Raw genomic sequence first — 17,490 nt, 5'->3', positions numbered from 1 at the left:
CGCCCCCGGAGCCCGCCCAGGAACGGGCCGGGCGTGGCCGGAGGGCAGCACCGCGCGAGCGGCCTTAAGAGGGCTCGCCCTCGCTCGCCAGGTAGCTGAGGATGACCTCGTCCAGGCTCTTCTCGGAGATGAGGTCCTCGCCGAAGAGCGTCTCCACGCCCACCTCGTTGATGCGCGGCTTCTCCTTGAGGGCGCGCGCGGCGGCCACTTCCGGAGGCAGCTGTGAGGCGGGGGCCACGACGGGAGGAGGAGGCGGCGTGGGGGGGCGCGGCTGCGCGGGCGCTTGCGGCGGCAGCTTCGGCTGCGCGGCCATCTCCGCGTCCGTGGCCAGCTGGCCCGGCTGATACGAACGGACCGTGGACTCGAAGTTGTCGTACACGCCGTTGATGAGGTTGCGCAGCATCTCCTTGTGCTGCTCCTCCATCAACTCGCGAACAACCTCCGCCAGGTTCTCCGCGTTGAGGATGTCCGCGTAGGACGTCTTCTTGGACGCGAGGATGTTCCCACCCACGAACAGGTGGGTGATGATGTGGGGGTTGTTGACGCCCGAGTCCTCGGTCTGGACGTGGTAGACCTTCCCCTTGTGCTTGATGTTGTGATTGAAGCCAGTGACGGCTTTTTCGAAGGTTTTCGCCATTGCCGAGGTCGGGCACCGTAGCAGCGGGGTCCAGGCTTCACAAGGTAAGCGTCACGCGCCCCGCACCTCTTTTACGCGTGCCTGCCCGCTTCCGGCCGGTGTGCGTCCGCCACCTTCTGGCACCCTCCGTGTGCGGATCCACACGAGGACACCAGCCTGGCGGGCATGGGCGGCTCTGTTGAAAAGCCGAAACGCCCTGGGGTACGTAACCCCTCTGACGATCGCGCCGTCAGTCCCTCCCTCCCTGCCGCGGACCGGAACACCACCGATGAAGAAGCCGGACACCATCGCGGAGAAGGTCCGCCTGCAGGATGCCCAGGCGCTCGCGCAAGGCTACTCGCCCGCCATCCGCGCCATGGAGATCGCCTCCATCATCGCGTTCGTGGGCCTGGAGAGCGTGCTCGTCTACAAGCTCTGGAGCACCCACCACACCGGGCCGTGGATGCTGATTCTGGCGGTGGTGCTGGGCTACCTGGCCGCGGACTTCGTGTCCGGCTTCGTCCACTGGATGGGCGACACGTGGGGCTCCACGGAGATGCCCGTCCTGGGCAAGGCGTTCATCCGCCCCTTCCGCGAGCACCACGTGGATGAGAAGGCCATCACCCGCCATGACTTCGTGGAGACCAACGGCAACAACTGCCTCGTGTCGCTGCCGGTGGCGGCGCTCGCGGTCGCCGTGCCGCTCGCCGGCCCGGGCTGGGTGTTCCTGGCCGCGTTCCTGGGAGCGATGATCTTCTGGGTGATGGCGACCAACCAGTTCCACAAGTGGTCGCACCTGGATGAGCCGCCCGCGATCATCAACTTCCTGCAGCGCGTGCACCTCATCCTGCCGCCGGACCACCACCGCATCCACCACACCGCGCCCTTCAACCAGTACTACTGCATCACCGTGGGCTGGATGAACCGGCCGCTGAAGATGATCCACTTCTTCCCGCTGATGGAGCGGCTCATCACCTGGGTCACCGGCCAGCTGCCGCGCCAGGACGACATCGGCACGGAGGCCGCCCAGGCGCTCGTCGCCGTGGACGTCGCCCAGGAGGTGCCCGTCATCCAGGCGGCCAAGGAGCTGCTCAAGTCCTCCGCCGAGGAGCCCACGGCGAGCGTCTCCACGCCCCCCGTGCGCTGAAGCAGGGCCCAGGCGGCAAGGCTGCCTAGAAGCGTAGGTCCACCTGCTCCGCGGAAGAAATGGGGCGCCCCAGGAAGCGGGCCCCCACCTCCACGAAGCGCTCCGGCACATCGGTGACGAAGAAGGCGTGCTCGGGCGCGCCCACGGACGCTGGAGCCAGGAGCCCCTTCTCTCCCAACAGCTCCGCCACCGCCTCCGCCGTGGCCTCCGCCGAGTCCACCAGCGACACGTGCGGCCCCACGACCTCGGCGATGACGCCCTTGAGCAGCGGGTAGTGGGTGCAGCCCAGCACCAGCGTGTCCACACCGTCGCGCGCGAAGCCGGCCAGGTACTCGCGAGCCACGAGCAGCGGCACGTCGCCGTTGGTCCACCCCTCTTCCGCCAGGGGCACGAAGAGCGGGCACGCCGTCGCCTTCACCGCGACCTTCGGGTTGCCCGCCTCCAGCGCCCGCTGGTACGCGCCGGAGCGGATGGTGCCCGGCGTCCCGATGACACCCACTCCGCCGCCCCGGGTGCGCTGGAGCGCCGTGCGGGCGCCGGGCTCAATCACGCCCAGCACCGGCACCGGCAGCGCGGCCTGGAGGGCGGGCAGCGCCGCGGCGGAGGCCGTGTTGCACGCCACCACCAGCAGCTTGATGCCACGCTCCAGCAGGAACTCCGCGTTCTTCAGCGAGTAGCGCGTCACCACCTCGCCGGACTTGGTGCCGTAGGGCACGCGCGCGGTGTCCCCCAGGTAGAGCGTGCGCTCGTGGGGGAGCCGCGCCATGAGCGCCTTGAGGACCGTGAGCCCTCCGATGCCGGAGTCGAACACGCCGATGGGACCGTGGCTGTCTTGCCGCATGCGGGGAGTCCCTATCACGTTTGATGCCAACGCCCCCCGCACCGCCCGCGTGTCCCCCGGAACGCACGAAGGGCCGGAAGCCTGGAAGGCCTCCGACCCTTTCATGACGCCCGTTCCTGGTGGGCCCCGCGACTACTGCACGCGGTCCAGCGGAGCGATGGCGGCGCCCTGCGCGGGCGGGAAGTCGTGGGCATAGACGCGCAGGCGCAGCATGTCCGCGCCCCGGGGCGAGATGTAGCGCCGACCGCCCGTGCCGTTCGCCTGCAGCGACACGAAGTACTCACCGGGGCGCAGGAACTCGAAGACGGCCGGGGACTCGTTGCAGGAGAACCACTGGCCCTCCTCGCCGTAGACCCACTCGTTGGTGTGCACGTCCTGGAAGTTGATGCCCACCTCGCTCACGCCAGCCTGGCCGCAGCTGAGCCGCGTGGCGCCTTCATAGAGCTGCCAGCCCACCGCGGCGCCGCCGATGATCCAGGTGTTCGCCGTGATGGAAGCCGGGATGCCCGCCTGCGACGTGAAGCCGCCACCGTAGTAGTAGAGCGGCCGCTCGAACGAGTCGATGGCCACGACCTCCAGGTAGTGCTGCCCGGGGGCAATCTCCGGCGTCTCCACGTAGCGCCCCTGGCTGCCCTGGTTGCAGTTGAAGCGCCCCCACGGGCCGTCATCCACGCGGGCATCCACGTAGGCCACCCCGGCCTGGCCGCAGGAGGGGTAGGACGTGCCCGCCTCCGTCGGGAACAGCCAGTTCACATAGGCGTAGGAGGTGGCGCCCGTGCGGCCCGTGTTGAAGTTGATGGGCACGGCCACGTTGCCGTCCACGGAGAAGGTGCCGCGGTACGAGTAGACCGCCACGCCGTCGTAGTCCACCGCCTCCGCCGTGAACGAGTACGTGCCGGGCGCGAAGTCGTGCAGGACGATGCCGTCGAAGCCGTTCGCCGAGCAGGGGTACTTGCCGTCACCCTCGAGGAGCTCGCCGTCGATGTAGATGTCCACACCGTCGATGTCCCGCATCTGGCCGCAGGTGGCGCCGTCGAAGCTCCACGACATCCGGACGTCGCCGGGGTAGCGCGGGTGGTTGCTTTCGACGACGCAGCCAGTGAGTCCAGAGGAGAGACAGAGGAATGCGGCGAGCGTTCTCGCGTTCATGGTGGGCATCCGTGGTTCGGTTTCGGGAAGTTGAGGTCGTCGGCCCGTAACAACCCTCCAGACGACCAGCCCCGGGAATTATTCAGTGCCGTCCAAAGCAACCGGGCGTTGTAAGCGGGTTTGACCCACCCGAGGACGGAATGTTACGCGCTGGACCCCATGATACCCCACCTGCCCCTGGCCTTTGGCGCCATGAACTACGTGGAGATCATCCGCGACGCGTCGTTCATCGAGCTCGCGGTGCTTCTCCTCCTCATGGGCGTCTCGGTCGCCTCCTGGGCCCTCATCGCCATGAAGGCCACCCAGTTGTCGCGTGCCCGCGCCCAGTCGCTTACCTTTCTTGACACGTTCTGGAAGGCATCCCGGCTGGAAGCCATCTACCAGTCCGCCCAGAAGCTGGAGGGCTCGCCGCTGTCGAAGGTGTTCTGCGCGGGCTACGAAGAGCTGAGCAAGCTGGCGCAGACCGGTAACAAGGAAGGCGGCGCCGAGGACGCGATGAGCGCCAAGCTGGGCGGCATCGAGAACGTGGAGCGCGCGCTCAACCGCGCGGCCACGGCGCAGATCACGGAGCTGGAGAACCGCGTGTCCTTTTTGGGCACGGTGGGCGCCGCGTCGCCGTTCGTGGGGCTGTTCGGCACGGTGATTGGCATCCTGGGCGCGTTCAACAACATCGCGGAGCAGGGCAACGCCACGCTGGCCACGGTGGCGGCGCCGGTGGGCAACGCGCTCTTCGCCACGGCGGCGGGGCTGTTCGCGGCCATCCCGGCGGTGGTCGCGTACAACTCGTTCGTCAGCCGCATCAAGGTGTTCGACACGGAGATGTCCAACTTCTCCGCGGACTTCCTCAACATCATCAAGCGGCACTTCTTCCGCTAGGAGACCCGTCACATGGGCATGGGCGGAGGCAAGGGCGGCGGTGGCCGCACCACCATGAGCGAGATCAACGTCACGCCCATGGTGGACGTGATGCTGGTGCTGCTCATCATCTTCATGGTGACGGCGCCCCTCATCCAGCAGGGCGTGAAGGTGAACCTGCCGGAGACCAAGGCGGCCCCGGTGGAGGCGACGGAGAAGAAGGTCGTCCTCTCCATCGACGCGGGGCGCAAGGTCTACATCGGGGACGCGGAGGTTCCGCTGGAGGAGCTGGAGACGAAGCTCGCCGCCAACGCCAAGGCGCAGGCGGACAAGGAGGTCTACCTCCACGCGGACCGCGACGTGCCGTACGGCGTGGTGGTGGAGGTGATGGCCGCGGCCCAGCGCGCGGGCATCGCCAACGTGGGGATGATCACGGAACCGGCCACGGGCTCCAAGGCGTCCAACTCCGGCAAGGCTGCCCCCGCCGCGTCTGGCGCCAAGGGCAAGCCCAAGGAGGCGAAGCGCTAGCCCATGAGCTCCGCGGTGACCCACAGCCTGCTGGTTTCACGGCCCACCCGGCTGTCGCGCTTCCTCGTCGTCTCCGTGGTCGGGCACGTGGCGGTGGTCGCCGCGGCGCTGCTCTACGCGAGCTTCTCGTCCGCGCCGAAGGTGAACCTGGACCAGAAGCCCATCAACGCGTCGCTGGTGCGGCTGGGCAAGCCGCGCGACCCCAAGCTCCTGCCGCGCAAGGAAGTGGCGCAGCCGCCGCCCAAGGAGGTCGTGGCGAAGCCCACGCCCACGCCTCCCGCGGAAACGCCCGCGCCCTCCCCCGCCGCCGTGGCGGTGCCCGGTGTGAAGCCCGCCCCGGCCCCCGCGCCCCAGAAGGGGGAAGCGACCGCGGAGGACCGGCGCAAGAAGCTCTTCGGCGCGTTCGACAAGTCCGCGAAACCCACGGAGCCGGAGGAGCTGGAGGGTGCCGAGGACGGCGACCCGGACGGTGACTCCGCGGTGGCGGAGGGCGAGCGGTACTACGGCCTTTTGAAGTCCCAGGTGCGCCGTCACTACAACGTGGCGGACACCATCCCCGACGCGGAGCGCCTGTACCTGAAGGCGCAGGTGGCCATGAAGCTGGGCCGCGCGGGTGAAGTGCTGGACGTGAGCCTGGCCAAGGCCAGCGGCAACGAGCTGTTCGACGCGGCGGTGGTGGCCGCCGTGCGCAAGGCATCACCCTTCTCTCCTCCCCCCGATGCGCTTCGCGACGCGCTCCAGAAGAACGGCGTCGTCCTGGTGTTCAGCCCATGAAAGCCCTCCTGCTGTCGCTCCTCCTGGTCCCCGCGCTGGTGCTGGCGCAGGCGCCCGTCATTGAAATCTCCGGCGCGAACTTCCGCCCGCTGCCGCTCGCGGCCCCCGCGCCCGTGGTGCAGGAGGGCGCGGACAAGAAGGCCGCCCAGTCCTTCGACACCGCCTTCACGTACGACCTCACCGCCTCCGGCATCTTCCAGGTGCTGGACCGCAACAGCTTCACCGCGGACGCCAAGGAAGGCATGACGGCGGGCAGCATCAACTTCAGCCGCTGGGCGGACGTGGGCGCGGAGTCGCTGGTGAAGGTGTCGCTGGCGCAGGACGGCGGCGCGCTGCGCGGCGAGCTGCGCCTGTTCAGCGTGGCCACGGGCAAGGAGGAGCTGAAGGTGTCCAAGGACGCGCCGGCCGGTGAGCCCCGGCAGCTGGCGCACGTGCTGGCGGACGCGCTCTACCGGCACTTCACCCGCGAGGCGAGCCCCTTCCTGTCGCGCATCACCTACGTGCGCAAGGCGGGCGCCAACCGCGACGTGTACGTGGCGGACTGGGACGGCATGAACGCGCAGGCGCTCACCAAGGGCGGCACGCACATCCTCCCCACGCTCAGCCCGTCCGGCCAGGTGGCCTACACGTCCTACCGGAAGAACCGGCCGGACATCTACGTGCAGTCCCCCGGCGGCGAGGCGAAGCCGCTGGTGACCGAAGGCCAGATGGCCACGGGCATCGCGTACTCGCCGGACGGCAAGCGCATCGCCTACGCGCTGGCGGAGGGTGAGAGCGCTCAAATCCACGTCGCCTCGGCGGACGGCTCCGGCGCGAAGGCCGTCACGGACACGCCCTACGGCCTCAACACCAGCCCCACCTGGTCGCCGGACGGCAAGCGCATCGCGTTCGTGTCCAACCGGGGCGGCAGCCCGCAGGTGTACGTGATGAACGCGGACGGCTCCGGCGTGAAGCGGCTCACCTTCCAGGGCAACTACAACCAGACGCCGGACTGGTCGCCGCGCGGGGACCTCATCGCCTTCACCGCTCGCGACGAGCGCAACGCGTTCGACCTCTTCACCGTCAACGTGGACACGGGCAAGGTGACGCGCCTGACGCAGGACCAGGGCAACAACGAGGAGCCCACCTTCTCCCCCAACGGCCGGCTCATCATCTTCAGCACCAACCGCAACGGCGGCGCGCACCTGTGGGTGATGACCTCCGAGGGCAACAACCAGATGCCGCTGCCCATGGAGAAGGGCCACTGGCTGACGCCGGACTGGGGCACCGCTCCGGCGGCGAAGTAGTCCGTCACGGCGGGTGACGTTGACAGGGGGGACGCGCCGGGGTGCATTGCGCGCCTCATGAGCGCTCCCCTCCCCGCCCACAAGACCCACTGGGGGTTGGACCCCCAGGTCGTCTTCCTCAACCACGGCTCGTTCGGCGCCTGCCCCAAGGCGGTGCTCCAGCACCAGTCGGAGCTGCGGGCCCGGCTGGAAGCGGAGCCCGTGCGCTTCCTCGCTCGTGAGGCGGAGCCGCTGCTGGACGAGGCGCGCGCCGCGCTCGCGGCCTTCGTGGGTGCCAACGCGGATGACCTGGCGTTCGTGCCCAACGCCACCACGGGCGTGAACACCGTGCTGCGCAACCTGCGCTTCCAGCCCGGCGACGAGCTGCTCACCACCGACAACGAATACAACGCGTCCAAGAACGCGCTGGACGTGGCCGCCGCTGAAAAGGGCGTGAAGGTGGTGGTGGCGAAGCTGCCCTGGCCCGTGTCCTCGCCGGAGTCGGTGGTGGACGCGGTGATGGCGCAGGTGACGCCGCGCACGCGGCTGTTGCTCGTGGACCACATCACCAGCCAGACGGCGCTGGTCATGCCGGTGGCGGAGCTGGTGCGCAAGCTGCGCGAGCGGGGCGTGGAGACGCTGGTGGACGGCGCGCACGGGCCGGGCATGGTGCCGCTGGCGCTCCAGGAGCTGGGCGCGGCGTACTACACGGGCAACTGCCACAAGTGGCTGTGCGCGCCCAAGGGCGCCGCGTTCCTGTACGTGCGCCGCGACCTGCAGCCGGACTTCAAGCCCATGGTGGTGAGCCACGGGCACAACTCGCCACGCACGGACCGCTCGCGCTTCCGGCTGGAGTTCGACTGGGTGGGAACGGTCGACCCCACGCCCTTCCTATGCATCCCCACCGTGATCCGCTTCATGGAGGGGCTCGTTCCGGGCGGGTGGCCGGAGGTGATGGACTCCAACCGGGAGAAGGTGCTGGCCGCCCGGCGGAGGCTGGACGCGAAGCTGGGCAACACGACGCCGCTGTGCCCGGAGTCCATGGTGGGCAGCATGGCGTGCGTGGCGCTGCCGGACGGCTTCCCGGAGCGCCCCGAGCCGCCGCTCTACGTGGATCCCCTGCATGTGCGCCTGTTCGAGGAGCACCACATCGAGATCCCCGTCACCGCCTGGCCCCGCGCGCCCCGCCGGCACCTGCGGCTGTCCGCGCAGCTCTACAACACCGCGGCGGACTACGAGGCGCTGGTGCGTGCTTTGGAAGCGCTGCTGCGTTGAGTAGTGTTCGCGGCATGCCTCGCTTCGCATCCATCGATATCGGGACCAACTCCGTGCTGCTGCTGGTGGCGGACCGCCAGCCGGACGGCCGCTTCCAGGCCGTGGTGGAGCGCGCCGAAATCACGCGCCTGGGCCGGGGCGTGGACACCAGCCGCGTGCTGTCCTCCGAAGGCATGGAGGCCACGCTGTCCGTGCTGGTGTCCTTCGCCAACGAGGCCCGCGAACTGGGCGCGGAGGCCATCGCCGTGTCCGCCACCAGCGCCGCGCGCGACGCGAAGAACGGCGCGGATTTCATCGCCCAGGCCAAGGCCCGCGCGGACGTGACGGTGGAGATCATCCCCGGGGAGATGGAGGCGCAGCTGTCCTTCGCCGCGGTGGCCCAGGACTTCGCGAGCGAGGCCGCGGGGCCGCTGCTGGTGGTGGACATCGGCGGTGGGTCCACGGAGTTCATCTACGGCAGCGACGCCGGCACGGTGGCCTTCCGCCACAGCTTCGACGTGGGCGCCGTGCGGCTCACGGAGCGCTACGTGCGCACCGACCCGCTGTCCCCGGAAGAGCGCGGCGCCATCGAGGCGCACCTGCGCGACACCTTCTCCGCCCTGCCCCCGCCGCCCCCCGGCGCGATGCTGGTGGGCGTGGCCGGCACGGTGACGACGCTGTTCGCCGTGCAGCACCAGATGGCGACCTACGACGCGGAGGCGGTCCATGGCGGCACGCTGTCCCGGGGCGAGCTGGCCGCGCTCACGGACCGGCTGTGCGCCATGCCCCTGGACGCGCGGCGGACGCTGCCCGGCCTCCAGCCCAAGCGCGCGGACGTCATCCCCGCGGGGGCCCTCATCCTGCGTGAAGCGGTGAAGGCGCTGGGCCTGGAGGCGTGCCGCGTGAGCGACCGCGGCCTGCGCTGGGGCCTGCTGGCACACCGCTTCGGCTCTGGCTCCGGCTCCTCTCGCTCATGAACGCCTCCTCCCCCGTCGCTCCGTCCAGCTCGCACGCCACGCAGTCCGTGCGCGCGGGCTACGCGCTGTTCATCCTCACGCTGATCAACCTGGTCAACTACCTCGACCGGTACATCATCGCCGTCGCGCTGCCGGAGATTCAGAAGGACTTCGGCATCAACGACGCGCAGTCCGGCCTGCTGGGCACCGTCTTCATCATCGTGTTCATGCTGGCGTCGCCCGTGGGCGGCTTCCTGGGAGACCGCATCCCCCGCCGGCTCCTGGTCGCGGGCGGCGTCATCCTGTGGAGCCTGGCCACGGGGGCCAGTGGACTGGCGTCCAGCTTCACGGCGCTCTTGCTGGCGCGCGCGGTGATTGGCATTGGCGAGGCGGGCTATGGCGCGGTGGCGCCGTCCATCATCTCCGACCTGTACCCGCGCGAGCAGCGCACGCGGATGCTGTCGTACTTCTACATCGCCATCCCGGTGGGCTCCGCCATGGGCTACGGGCTGGGCGGGTGGCTGACGCAGACGTATTCGTGGCACGCGGCGTTCTTCGCGGGCGGCGTGCCGGGGCTCGTGCTGGGTGCCATGGCCTTCTTCATGCCGGAGCCCCAGCGCGGCGCCATGGACGGGCCGGACGCGGCGGTGAAGCTGCCCTTCATGGAGGGCCTCAAGGGGCTGGGCCGCAACATGGCCTTCTGGGCCACGACGGCGGGCTACACGCTGATGACGTTCTCCATTGGCGGCCTGGCGTTCTGGATGCCCACGTACCTGGTGCGCGAGCGGCACCTGTGGCTGGAGCACCCGGGCCGCGTGGGCCTGGTGTTCGGCGCCATCACGGCGGTGGCGGGCCTCACGGGCACCGTGGCCGGTGGATGGCTGGGCGACAAGATGGACCGCAAGCGCGCGGGTGGCGGGCTGTGGCTGTCCGGCATCGGCCTGCTGCTCGCGGCGCCGTGCATGTACCTGGCGGTGAACCTGACGGACACGACGCTGACGTTCGCGGCCATCGGCGTGGCGCAGTTCCTCATCTTCCTCAACAGCGGCCCCATCAACGCGGCCATCGTCAACTGCGTGCCGCCCGCGTTCCGCGCCTTCGCCATGGGCCTCAACGTGCTGTGCATCCACATGCTGGGGGACGCCATCTCGCCCACGCTCATCGGGCAGATCGCCGACATGGCCAGCCTCCACACCGCCATCGCCATCAACGCGGTGCCGGTGCTGCTGGGCGGACTGGCGCTCCTCCTGGGCGCGAAGCTGTTCCGGGAGGCCACGCCGCGCGTGCAGCAGGGCTGACCGCCATCGTTCGAAACGCCGGGGCCCGGAATGCATCAAGAGCCCCATTCGGTTCACGCGAGCAGGTTCACTGCTCGCCGGGGAAGGAAGCGGAGGCGTTCGTGACGGTCGCGCATTCACACCCGGTGCACGTCTGGGATACGCCGTCGCGCACCCTGGTCGTCGCATGCGGTCATGCCCAGCAGGCGCCCTCCCCCCACGCCGCCTCGCATCCGCAGGCCGTGCTCGCGCTCTACACGGGTGGACGGGCCGTCATCGACCAGCGCACCCGGCTGACGGTGTCCGCGGGCGACGTGATGCTCATCCCCGCGGGTGAGAAGCACCGCACGGTGGCGTCCGAGCGAGCGGAGGTCTGGGGGCTCGGGTTCCATCCGTCCGCCTTCACGCACACGGAGGTGGGGCCGCTGCTGGAGCCCTTCGAGCGCGTGCGCCAGGGCGCCTCCGCCGTCGTGCCGATTCCGTCCGGGCGCCAGGAGCACCTGGTGCGGCTGTTGTCGGAGCTGCACGCGGAGACACGCGCACCGCACCGCGCGCTGGGGGAGCAGGTGACGCGCAGCCTCTTCTCCCTGGTGCTCGCGGAGGTGGCGCGCTCCAGCACGTGGACTCCCGTGGAGTCGCGGGCGTCGCTCGCCGGGGATGCGCTCACGTTCATCGAACGGCACTGCCTGGAGCCCATCTCGCTGCGCGAGGTGGCCGCCGCCGTGGGCCGTTCGCCCGCGCACGTCACCACCGCGGTGAAGCAGGCCACGGGCCGCAGCGTGGTGGAGTGGATCATCTCCGGACGGATGGCGGAGGCGCGGCGGCGGCTGATGTCCACGGACGAGCGCGTGGACATCATCGCGGAGCGCGTGGGCTACGCGGACCCCACGCACTTCATCCGCCTGTTCCGGCGCGCGGAGGGGCTCACGCCCGCCGCGTGGCGCAAGCAGCACCGCGCGCCGTCCGCGCACTGAGCCAGGCGGGCACGGGGCCTCTCGCGTTCGCGGCGCGAGGAGCCTCCTCGTGCCATCCGCGGCGCCCTCGCCGCGCGCTCAGTGTCCCTTCTGCCGTGAGGGGGCGGGCTTCCCCGTCACCTCCGTGTAGCGCCGGTCCGCGTCCTCCAGGATGAGGGCGTGGTTCATCATCGCCGCGGCGATGGTGCCCGCGCTGGCCGCCGCGATGGCCGCCTGCATCGGCGTCGTCATGTCACCCACCGCGACGACGCCGGGCACGGACGTCTCTCCCGTGGGGCCCACCTTCACGTAGCCCAGGTCATCCAGTTCGAGCCCCAGCCGCGTCACCAGTTCGTGCTGCTTCTGCGGCGGCGCGGAGAACATCACGCTCCGGGCGATGCGCGTCCCGTCCTCCAGCTCCACTTCCGCAAGGCGTCCGTCCTTCCCATGCAGCGCGCGGATCTTCCGCTCCTCCAGGGGGATGCCCAGGGCCTGGAGTCTCTCACGCTGCTCCGGTGGCACCTCGAAGGTGCCGTGGGTGAAGACGATGAGGTCCCGGGACCAGTTCTGGATGATGGGGGCGCCATCCAGGTACTGCGGGTTCTTCGCCAGCATGGCGAACGGCTGGTCCTGGACCTCCCAGCCGTGACAGTAGGGACACTGGAAGATGCTGGGCCCCCACAGCTCCTTGTAGCCGGGGATGTCCAACATGACGTCCACCACGCCCATCGCCAGCAGGAGGCGCCGGGCGTCCACCGACGTGCCGTCGCCCAGCGCCACGCGGAAGCCGCCCTCGTGCTTCTCCACGGAGCCCACGCGCGTGTCGCGCACCTCCACGTTGGGATAGGCCTTCAGCTGCTCGCGGCTGATGCGCCGGAACTCCGGCGGCGGGATGCCGTCGCGCGAACCGAAGCCGTGCATGTGCTCCGCCGCCGCGTTGCGCGGCGTGCCCGCGTCACAGAGCAGCACCTTCTTGCGCCCCCGCCCCAGATACAGCGCGGCGTTGAGTCCGCCAGGGCCGCCTCCCACGATGACCACGTCGTATGCCGCCATTGCCCTGCTCCTCGTGTTGATTCCCTTGGAGGAGGAACCTAACGACCGGGCCCGGTCCAACAGGAGGGCGGGACTTTCGGCGGCATCGGCGGATCTTCCGGTCCGCCGCGCCTCCCGCTACCGAGCGACAGGCGCGTCGAGCTTCGGCCGGTACTCCTCCGCTAGCCGCTCCACCTCGCCCGCCAGCCGCTCCCCTTCCGCGAGCAGCCGGGCCTTCAGGCGCTTCCGGTTGCCCAGCGTGAAGAACAGCTCCAGGTCATGGCGAATGGCGTCCCAGCGCTCCGCGAACGACAGCGTGAACAGCGCCAGCGGCGGGATGCCCACGAAGGTCCCCAGCCCCCACGCCCACCCGCCCCACACCGCCGCGACCGCCGTCAGGCCCCACCACCACACGACGGACACCACCACCGCGGTGAGGAACTTCACCGTGGCCTGGATGTCCAGCTCCGCGCGCCGCGCCGCCATCCGGGGCAGTGGATACGGAAGCGCGAACACCGTCAGCCCCAGCGCGAACAGCGGCAGCCCGAACACCAGCCGCGCCAGCGTCTTCACCGCGAACGGCACCACATTGCCCGGGCGGTACTCTACGGACAGGTCCTCCGGCCGCGCCGCCTGCACCAGCGACATCCGGTGGCCGAACGAGGACAGGTGCTGGCGCAGGCGCTCGTAGCGCTCCGGCTCCTGCGTCCGGAACAGCCGCACCCCACGCGCCCACAACCGCAGCCGCTCCGAGTCCAGCACGCCGCCCTGGCGGAAGGCGTAGAGCTGCTCCGCCACCTGCACCACCGGCAGGTCCGCCCACTGCTCCAGGTTCAGCGTCACCGCGCGAAGGCCCTCCGCCACCCGCTCCGTCAGCGCGCGCACCGCGTCCTGCTCCCCCGCCGCGTCCTTCGGCAGGAAGGCCGTCACGTCGATGGGCGCTCCCTGGTCGATGAGCACCTCGCTGCGAAAGACGTTCTTCTCCGCGTAGGTGAGGCCCACCGGGACGATGCGCACCGGGGCGCCCTCGCGCGCGGCGTTGAGCGCGATGCGCGCCGCTCCCGTCTTCAGCTCCGCCAGCTCCGGCTCCGAGTGGCTCTTGCCCTCCGGGAAGATGGTGATGGCCCGCCCCTGCACGAGCGCGCCCTTCGCCGCCTCCAGCGTGCCTTCGTTGCGGCCCATCTGCGTCGGGTCGTCCTGCTTGCGATACACCGGCAGCGCGTCCAAACCCTTCAACAGCCACCCGATGACGGGCAGCTTGAACAACGGCGCCTTGGCCATGAACGTCACCTGGCGCCGCGTGAGGATGAACACCAACGCCGGGTCGATGAGCCCGTTCGGATGGTTGCCCACGAAGAGCACCGGCCCGGAGGGCGCTTCGCCCGGGGCATTCACCTTCACCCGGTAGAAGAGCCGCAACGCCAGCGCCACCACCGCCCGCACACACGCGTAGAACACGACGCGGACTGTATACCGGCGACCCACCTCGGGCCCGTTCGTGCTCCGGACACTGTCACCGCCAGGGGCGGGAAAGACCCTCTTCCCCGACAGCCCTCCGGATTCAGCCAGTACAGAACAATCCGGTGCAGCGGCGATCCACGGGAACGCTCCCCCGACACACCCCTTTTGCGCGGGCTTTGAAAAGCCGCGACGCACCTCGGGAGGGCACCCCATGAAGCGTCTGCTGTCGCTGGACTGGGCCGCCGCCACCGTCACGTCGTCCTCGCGGTCCATACGGACTGGGGCGACCCGGCCTACGACCTGGACCTGTATGTCTTTGGCCCCAACGGAGAGCTCGTCGCGACCAGCGCCGAGGGCACCTCCACCGGTGAGGCCGTCACTTTTTCGAACCCACCCGCCGGCACCTGGCGCGTTCAGCTCAAGGGCTTCCTGAACGTGGCCACGCAGTACACCGGCACCGCGGAAGTGGACCGCCGTGTCCAGCGTCCGTAGTCACTCACGGACCCCACAAGGCACGACAGTCCCCGCCCCCCTCCTGTGCTTGCACGGGAGGGGGGTTGTTCGTTCGAGGGGTTGGGTGAAGGGATGCGCAGGCGGATCAGCGCGGCTGGAGCGTCACCTGCGTGTCCGCGACGGTGCGGCCCTGCGCGTCCGTGAAGCGCGCGCGCACCGGCACCGGCCCCGTCAGCCATCCGCCCTGCACGGGCGTGCTGAAGGGCAGCGTGACATCCACGCCCGCGGCGACCTCCGGGGCCGGACCCTCGCTCGGGAAGAAGCGCAGCGGTTCGCCTTCGGAAGGCAGCCCCTCCAGCGACAGGCGCACGCGCTCCGGCGCGGTGTAGCTGAACTGCACCGCGTTGCCCTCCGCGCACGTCAGCGTCCCACCGGGCCGGGCCTCCGACAGGACCGTGCCCTCGGGCGAGATGCAGAAGGCGCGCACGCCCCAGGCCCCTTCGCCTGGAGCGGATGAGCGCGCCTGCCACTCCGGCACGTCCTGCTCCCGGCGCTCCAGTGTTGGAGCCACGACGACCAGCGCCACGGTCGCCGCGGCGGCGCTCAGCGCCAGGGGCATGAAGAGCGGGGACGCGAACCACTTCCGGCGCTCGGGCGCCACCACCGCACGCGCGGGGGCGGGCTGAAGCCTGGCGAACAGCGCCTGCTCCAGGAGCGCGCTCCGGGCCTGGGGCAGCGCCCGCTGCTCCAGCACCGACTCCACGCGCGACAGCCGAGTGTACGTCTCCTGACAGTCAGGGCAGGTGGCCAGGTGCTCGCGCAGGCGCTCGAAGCCGTCCGCGTCCATTCCGTCGCGGCCCTTCTCGAAGAGCGCGGCCATGGCCTGCTTCATCCGGCGGTCGTCACATCCACTCATCGCGCACCCCGCCGCTTGAAGAAGCTCCAGCCCTGCGTCTCCAGGTCCTGGAGGTACCCCTTCGACTGGAGGAACCCCAGCAACCGGGACTTCAACCCGAACTCGCGCCGCCGCACCTGGATGCGCGTGAGCCCCAGCGCCGTGGCGGCCTCCTCCTGGGGCAGGCCCTCGCTGAAGCGCAGCTCGAACAGCCGATGTTCTTCACGTGACAGGCCGCCCTTGAACGCCGCGAGCAGCGCCTCCACCTCGCGGTCCTCCAGCAGCGCATCCAGCCCGCCCTCCTCGGAGGAGGACTCGGTGAGCCCCTCGAAGGCCTCGTCCCGGCCCACCATCTCGCGCTCGCGCGACTGCTCCAGCAGCACGTTGCGCGCGATGCCCATCAGGAAGTGGGCATAGGGACGCGTGCCGTTGTAGGCGGCGCGCGTGCGCGGCTCGAAGGCGCGGGCGAAGGTCTCCAACAACGTGTTCTCCAGCTCCATCGCGTTCCTCAGACGGGTGAAGGCTCCCCGCCATGCGGCCGCCTTGAGCAGACGAGCGAGCGGCTCCGCGTGCGCGCGATACACCTCCGCCAGCACCTCCGGGGTGCCTTCGCGAAAACGGCGCAACGTGTCGGCATCCCACTCCATCCCTCAAGGGCTTACCGCGACCGTCGCGGTCCCGTCATCCGCATGTTGTCGCGAGCGGCCACGGGTGGATTGTCGGTCGCGGCCCATGGCATTCTTTCGCACAGCGCATCGCGCAAACCCTTGATGCCTATGCCCCCTCACAGGCCGCTGGTCCTGGGTGTTCTCCTCGTCCTGGCCGGGACCGCCGTGAGCGCCGCGCCGGAGCAGGTGCATTACGCCCTCATCGTGGCCAGCAACACGGGCACGGAACCGTCCCAGGCGCCCCTGCGCTACGCGGACGACGACGGCGCCCGGTACTACGAGCTGTTCGCGCCCCGCTCGCGCGAGGTGGTGCTGCTGAGCGTGCTGGACGCGGAGACCCAGGCCCTGCACCCGGGGCTCGCCGCGAAGACGCGCCCGCCCACGCACCCCGCGCTGAGGGCCGCGCTCGCGCGCCTGAACGCCCGCATGGCGGAGGACCGGGCGAAGGGCGCCGTGCCGGTGCTGACCTTCGTGTTCGTGGGTCATGGCAAGCGCCGCGCCGCGGGTGAAGGCTCCGTGAGCCTGCTGGACGGGCCGCTGACGCGCACGGAGCTGTATGAGCGCGTGGTCGCGCCGAGCAAGGCGTCCTTCCTCCAGCTCATCGTGGACGCGTGTGATTCCTACTTCTTCGTCCACTCGCGCGGCGCGCTGCCGGTGGGCCCAGCGTACGTGGACGCGGTGAAGGGGCTGTTGGGCAACCGCGAGCTGGAGCGCTTCCCGCAGGTGGGCGTGGTGCTGTCCACGGCCTCGGAGCAGGAGAGCCAGGAGTGGAGCGCCATCCGCTCCGGCGTCTTCAGCCACATGGTGCGCTCGGCGCTGTCGGGCGCGGGCGACGTCAACGGGGACGGCAAGGTGGACTACGCGGAGCTGCGGGCCTTCGTGGCCGCCGCGAGCCAGGGCACGGACGACGTGCGAGGCCAGCCGAACGTGTTCATCCAGCCGCCCGCGCTCAATCGCGCGTTCGCGCTGACGGACCTGGGGGACGCTACGTCGCTGGGCTACCTGATGGTGCCCACGGGCCTGGCGGGCCGGCTCTGGGTGGAGGACTCGCGCGGCATCCGCGTGGTGGAGCTGCACAAGGAGCGCGAGCGCCCGCTGGTGGTGGCCCTGCCCGTGGGCCGCGGCTACTACCTGCGGAGCAGCGGCCGGGAGGCGCCGTTCGCCATCAGCCGCGCGTCGGAGGTGGTGGACGCGGGTGGCCTGCCCTGGCACGACGCCAGCGTGGCGGCCCGGGGCGCGGTGCAGGACGCGATGCGCGACAAGCTCTTCTCCGTGCCCTTCGGGCCGCGCTTCTACCGGGGCTACATGGCGAGCCTCGGCATCACGCCGTCGTCGGATGAAGCCGACGCCGCGCTGGTGCCCTGAA

At 70.3% G+C, this 17,490-nt stretch carries 18 protein-coding genes; 11 read left to right on the top strand and 7 right to left on the bottom strand.

The genetic code is table 11. The features are described 5' to 3' along the window. Window positions 1-64 precede the first annotated feature (64 nt). Window positions 65-637, bottom strand: a complete 573-nt coding sequence (locus tag D7X30_RS29760) for a hypothetical protein (protein WP_120566357.1) — start codon at window positions 635-637, stop codon at window positions 65-67. Window positions 638-905: 268 nt separating this feature from the next. Between D7X30_RS29760 and carF the strand changes: the two genes are divergently transcribed. Continuing rightward, window positions 906-1,763: a plasmanylethanolamine desaturase gene (gene carF / locus D7X30_RS29755; RefSeq protein ID WP_120566356.1), complete on the top strand. Its 858-nt coding sequence runs from the start codon at window positions 906-908 to the stop codon at window positions 1,761-1,763. Between the two features lie 25 nt (window positions 1,764-1,788). Here carF and murI read toward each other — a convergent pair whose 3' ends face one another. Together murI and D7X30_RS29745 are read right to left on the bottom strand one after the other, a co-directional pair. Beyond that, the gene (gene murI, locus D7X30_RS29750) at window positions 1,789-2,604 is read right to left on the bottom strand and encodes a glutamate racemase (RefSeq protein WP_120566355.1); all 816 of its coding nucleotides are present in this window, start codon (window positions 2,602-2,604) and stop codon (window positions 1,789-1,791) included. 132 nt (window positions 2,605-2,736) lie between these two features. After that, window positions 2,737-3,753 (bottom strand): hypothetical protein, encoded by a 1,017-nt coding sequence (locus D7X30_RS29745; RefSeq protein ID WP_147443354.1) that lies wholly within the window; start codon window positions 3,751-3,753, stop codon window positions 2,737-2,739. 159 nt (window positions 3,754-3,912) lie between these two features. Between D7X30_RS29745 and D7X30_RS29740 the strand changes: the two genes are divergently transcribed. The 8 genes from D7X30_RS29740 (at window position 3,913) to D7X30_RS29705 (ending at window position 11,636) form a co-directional block, all read left to right on the top strand. Then, window positions 3,913-4,629, top strand: coding sequence for a MotA/TolQ/ExbB proton channel family protein (locus D7X30_RS29740; RefSeq protein WP_014399034.1), 717 nt, complete (start codon window positions 3,913-3,915; stop codon window positions 4,627-4,629). Window positions 4,630-4,641: 12 nt separating this feature from the next. Beyond that, window positions 4,642-5,136, top strand: coding sequence for a protein TolR (gene tolR, locus D7X30_RS29735; RefSeq protein WP_120566353.1), 495 nt, complete (start codon window positions 4,642-4,644; stop codon window positions 5,134-5,136). Between the two features lie 3 nt (window positions 5,137-5,139). Beyond that, the gene (locus tag D7X30_RS29730) at window positions 5,140-5,910 is read left to right on the top strand and encodes a cell envelope integrity protein TolA (protein WP_120566352.1); all 771 of its coding nucleotides are present in this window, start codon (window positions 5,140-5,142) and stop codon (window positions 5,908-5,910) included. Continuing rightward, window positions 5,907-7,196, top strand: a complete 1,290-nt coding sequence (locus tag D7X30_RS29725) for an LpqB family beta-propeller domain-containing protein (protein WP_120566351.1) — start codon at window positions 5,907-5,909, stop codon at window positions 7,194-7,196. The genes D7X30_RS29730 and D7X30_RS29725 overlap by 4 nt, the downstream gene beginning before the upstream one ends. A gap of 57 nt (window positions 7,197-7,253) precedes the next feature. After that, the gene (locus D7X30_RS29720; RefSeq protein WP_120566350.1) at window positions 7,254-8,450 is read left to right on the top strand and encodes an aminotransferase class V-fold PLP-dependent enzyme; all 1,197 of its coding nucleotides are present in this window, start codon (window positions 7,254-7,256) and stop codon (window positions 8,448-8,450) included. Between the two features lie 14 nt (window positions 8,451-8,464). Further along, window positions 8,465-9,406 carry a Ppx/GppA phosphatase family protein gene (locus D7X30_RS29715; RefSeq protein WP_120566349.1) on the top strand — a complete coding sequence of 314 codons (942 nt, stop codon included), beginning with the start codon at window positions 8,465-8,467 and terminating at the stop codon, window positions 9,404-9,406. Continuing rightward, window positions 9,403-10,683, top strand: coding sequence for an MFS transporter (locus tag D7X30_RS29710; protein WP_120566348.1), 1,281 nt, complete (start codon window positions 9,403-9,405; stop codon window positions 10,681-10,683). Before D7X30_RS29715 ends, D7X30_RS29710 begins: the two co-directional genes overlap by 4 nt. Window positions 10,684-10,784: 101 nt before the next feature. After that, window positions 10,785-11,636 carry an AraC family transcriptional regulator gene (locus D7X30_RS29705; RefSeq protein ID WP_120566347.1) on the top strand — a complete coding sequence of 284 codons (852 nt, stop codon included), beginning with the start codon at window positions 10,785-10,787 and terminating at the stop codon, window positions 11,634-11,636. A 78-nt stretch (window positions 11,637-11,714) separates the two neighbouring features. Here the strand turns inward: D7X30_RS29705 and D7X30_RS29700 are convergent, their stop codons facing one another. Together D7X30_RS29700 and D7X30_RS29695 are read right to left on the bottom strand one after the other, a co-directional pair. After that, a complete protein-coding gene (locus D7X30_RS29700; RefSeq protein WP_120566346.1) occupies window positions 11,715-12,668 on the bottom strand; it encodes an NAD(P)/FAD-dependent oxidoreductase in 954 nt (317 codons plus the stop codon). 117 nt (window positions 12,669-12,785) lie between these two features. Next, on the bottom strand, window positions 12,786-14,105 hold the full coding sequence (locus tag D7X30_RS29695) for a lysophospholipid acyltransferase family protein (protein WP_120566345.1): 1,320 nt from the start codon (window positions 14,103-14,105) through the stop codon (window positions 12,786-12,788). Window positions 14,106-14,342: 237 nt separating this feature from the next. Here D7X30_RS29695 and D7X30_RS29690 point away from each other — a divergent pair, with 237 nt between their 5' ends. After that, window positions 14,343-14,600: a PPC domain-containing protein gene (locus D7X30_RS29690; RefSeq protein WP_255424219.1), complete on the top strand. Its 258-nt coding sequence runs from the start codon at window positions 14,343-14,345 to the stop codon at window positions 14,598-14,600. 106 nt (window positions 14,601-14,706) lie between these two features. On the opposite strand, the gene D7X30_RS29685 is transcribed toward D7X30_RS29690, so the two are convergent. Together D7X30_RS29685 and D7X30_RS29680 are read right to left on the bottom strand one after the other, a co-directional pair. Further along, a complete protein-coding gene (locus tag D7X30_RS29685) occupies window positions 14,707-15,441 on the bottom strand; it encodes a hypothetical protein (protein WP_233591858.1) in 735 nt (244 codons plus the stop codon). A 32-nt stretch (window positions 15,442-15,473) separates the two neighbouring features. Next, a complete protein-coding gene (locus D7X30_RS29680; protein ID WP_233591857.1) occupies window positions 15,474-16,082 on the bottom strand; it encodes an RNA polymerase sigma factor in 609 nt (202 codons plus the stop codon). Window positions 16,083-16,232: 150 nt separating this feature from the next. Here D7X30_RS29680 and D7X30_RS29675 point away from each other — a divergent pair, with 150 nt between their 5' ends. Further along, entirely contained in the window at window positions 16,233-17,489 is a 1,257-nt protein-coding gene (locus D7X30_RS29675) for a hypothetical protein (RefSeq protein ID WP_120566342.1), read from the top strand. Window position 17,490: the final 1 nt, after the last annotated feature.

The organism is Corallococcus sp. AB011P, from assembly GCF_003611605.1.
Classification (GTDB): domain Bacteria; phylum Myxococcota; class Myxococcia; order Myxococcales; family Myxococcaceae; genus Corallococcus; species Corallococcus coralloides.
Note: the sequence above shows the minus strand (reverse complement) of the source record. Positions and strands in the feature narration are given on the sequence as shown.

Bases quoted from the DNA above. Each gene is read 5' to 3' on its own strand.
- D7X30_RS29760 (WP_120566357.1), bottom strand. From the start codon at position 637: ATGGCGAAAACCTTCGAAAAAGCCGTCACTGGCTTCAATCACAACATC.
- carF (WP_120566356.1), top strand. From the start codon at position 906: ATGAAGAAGCCGGACACCATCGCGGAGAAGGTCCGCCTGCAGGATGCC.
- murI (WP_120566355.1), bottom strand. From the start codon at position 2,604: ATGCGGCAAGACAGCCACGGTCCCATCGGCGTGTTCGACTCCGGCATC.
- D7X30_RS29745 (WP_147443354.1), bottom strand. From the start codon at position 3,753: ATGAACGCGAGAACGCTCGCCGCATTCCTCTGTCTCTCCTCTGGACTC.
- D7X30_RS29740 (WP_014399034.1), top strand. From the start codon at position 3,913: ATGATACCCCACCTGCCCCTGGCCTTTGGCGCCATGAACTACGTGGAG.
- tolR (WP_120566353.1), top strand. From the start codon at position 4,642: ATGGGCATGGGCGGAGGCAAGGGCGGCGGTGGCCGCACCACCATGAGC.
- D7X30_RS29730 (WP_120566352.1), top strand. From the start codon at position 5,140: ATGAGCTCCGCGGTGACCCACAGCCTGCTGGTTTCACGGCCCACCCGG.
- D7X30_RS29725 (WP_120566351.1), top strand. From the start codon at position 5,907: ATGAAAGCCCTCCTGCTGTCGCTCCTCCTGGTCCCCGCGCTGGTGCTG.
- D7X30_RS29720 (WP_120566350.1), top strand. From the start codon at position 7,254: ATGAGCGCTCCCCTCCCCGCCCACAAGACCCACTGGGGGTTGGACCCC.
- D7X30_RS29715 (WP_120566349.1), top strand. From the start codon at position 8,465: ATGCCTCGCTTCGCATCCATCGATATCGGGACCAACTCCGTGCTGCTG.
- D7X30_RS29710 (WP_120566348.1), top strand. From the start codon at position 9,403: ATGAACGCCTCCTCCCCCGTCGCTCCGTCCAGCTCGCACGCCACGCAG.
- D7X30_RS29700 (WP_120566346.1), bottom strand. From the start codon at position 12,668: ATGGCGGCATACGACGTGGTCATCGTGGGAGGCGGCCCTGGCGGACTC.
- D7X30_RS29685 (WP_233591858.1), bottom strand. From the start codon at position 15,441: ATGGCCGCGCTCTTCGAGAAGGGCCGCGACGGAATGGACGCGGACGGC.
- D7X30_RS29675 (WP_120566342.1), top strand. From the start codon at position 16,233: ATGCCCCCTCACAGGCCGCTGGTCCTGGGTGTTCTCCTCGTCCTGGCC.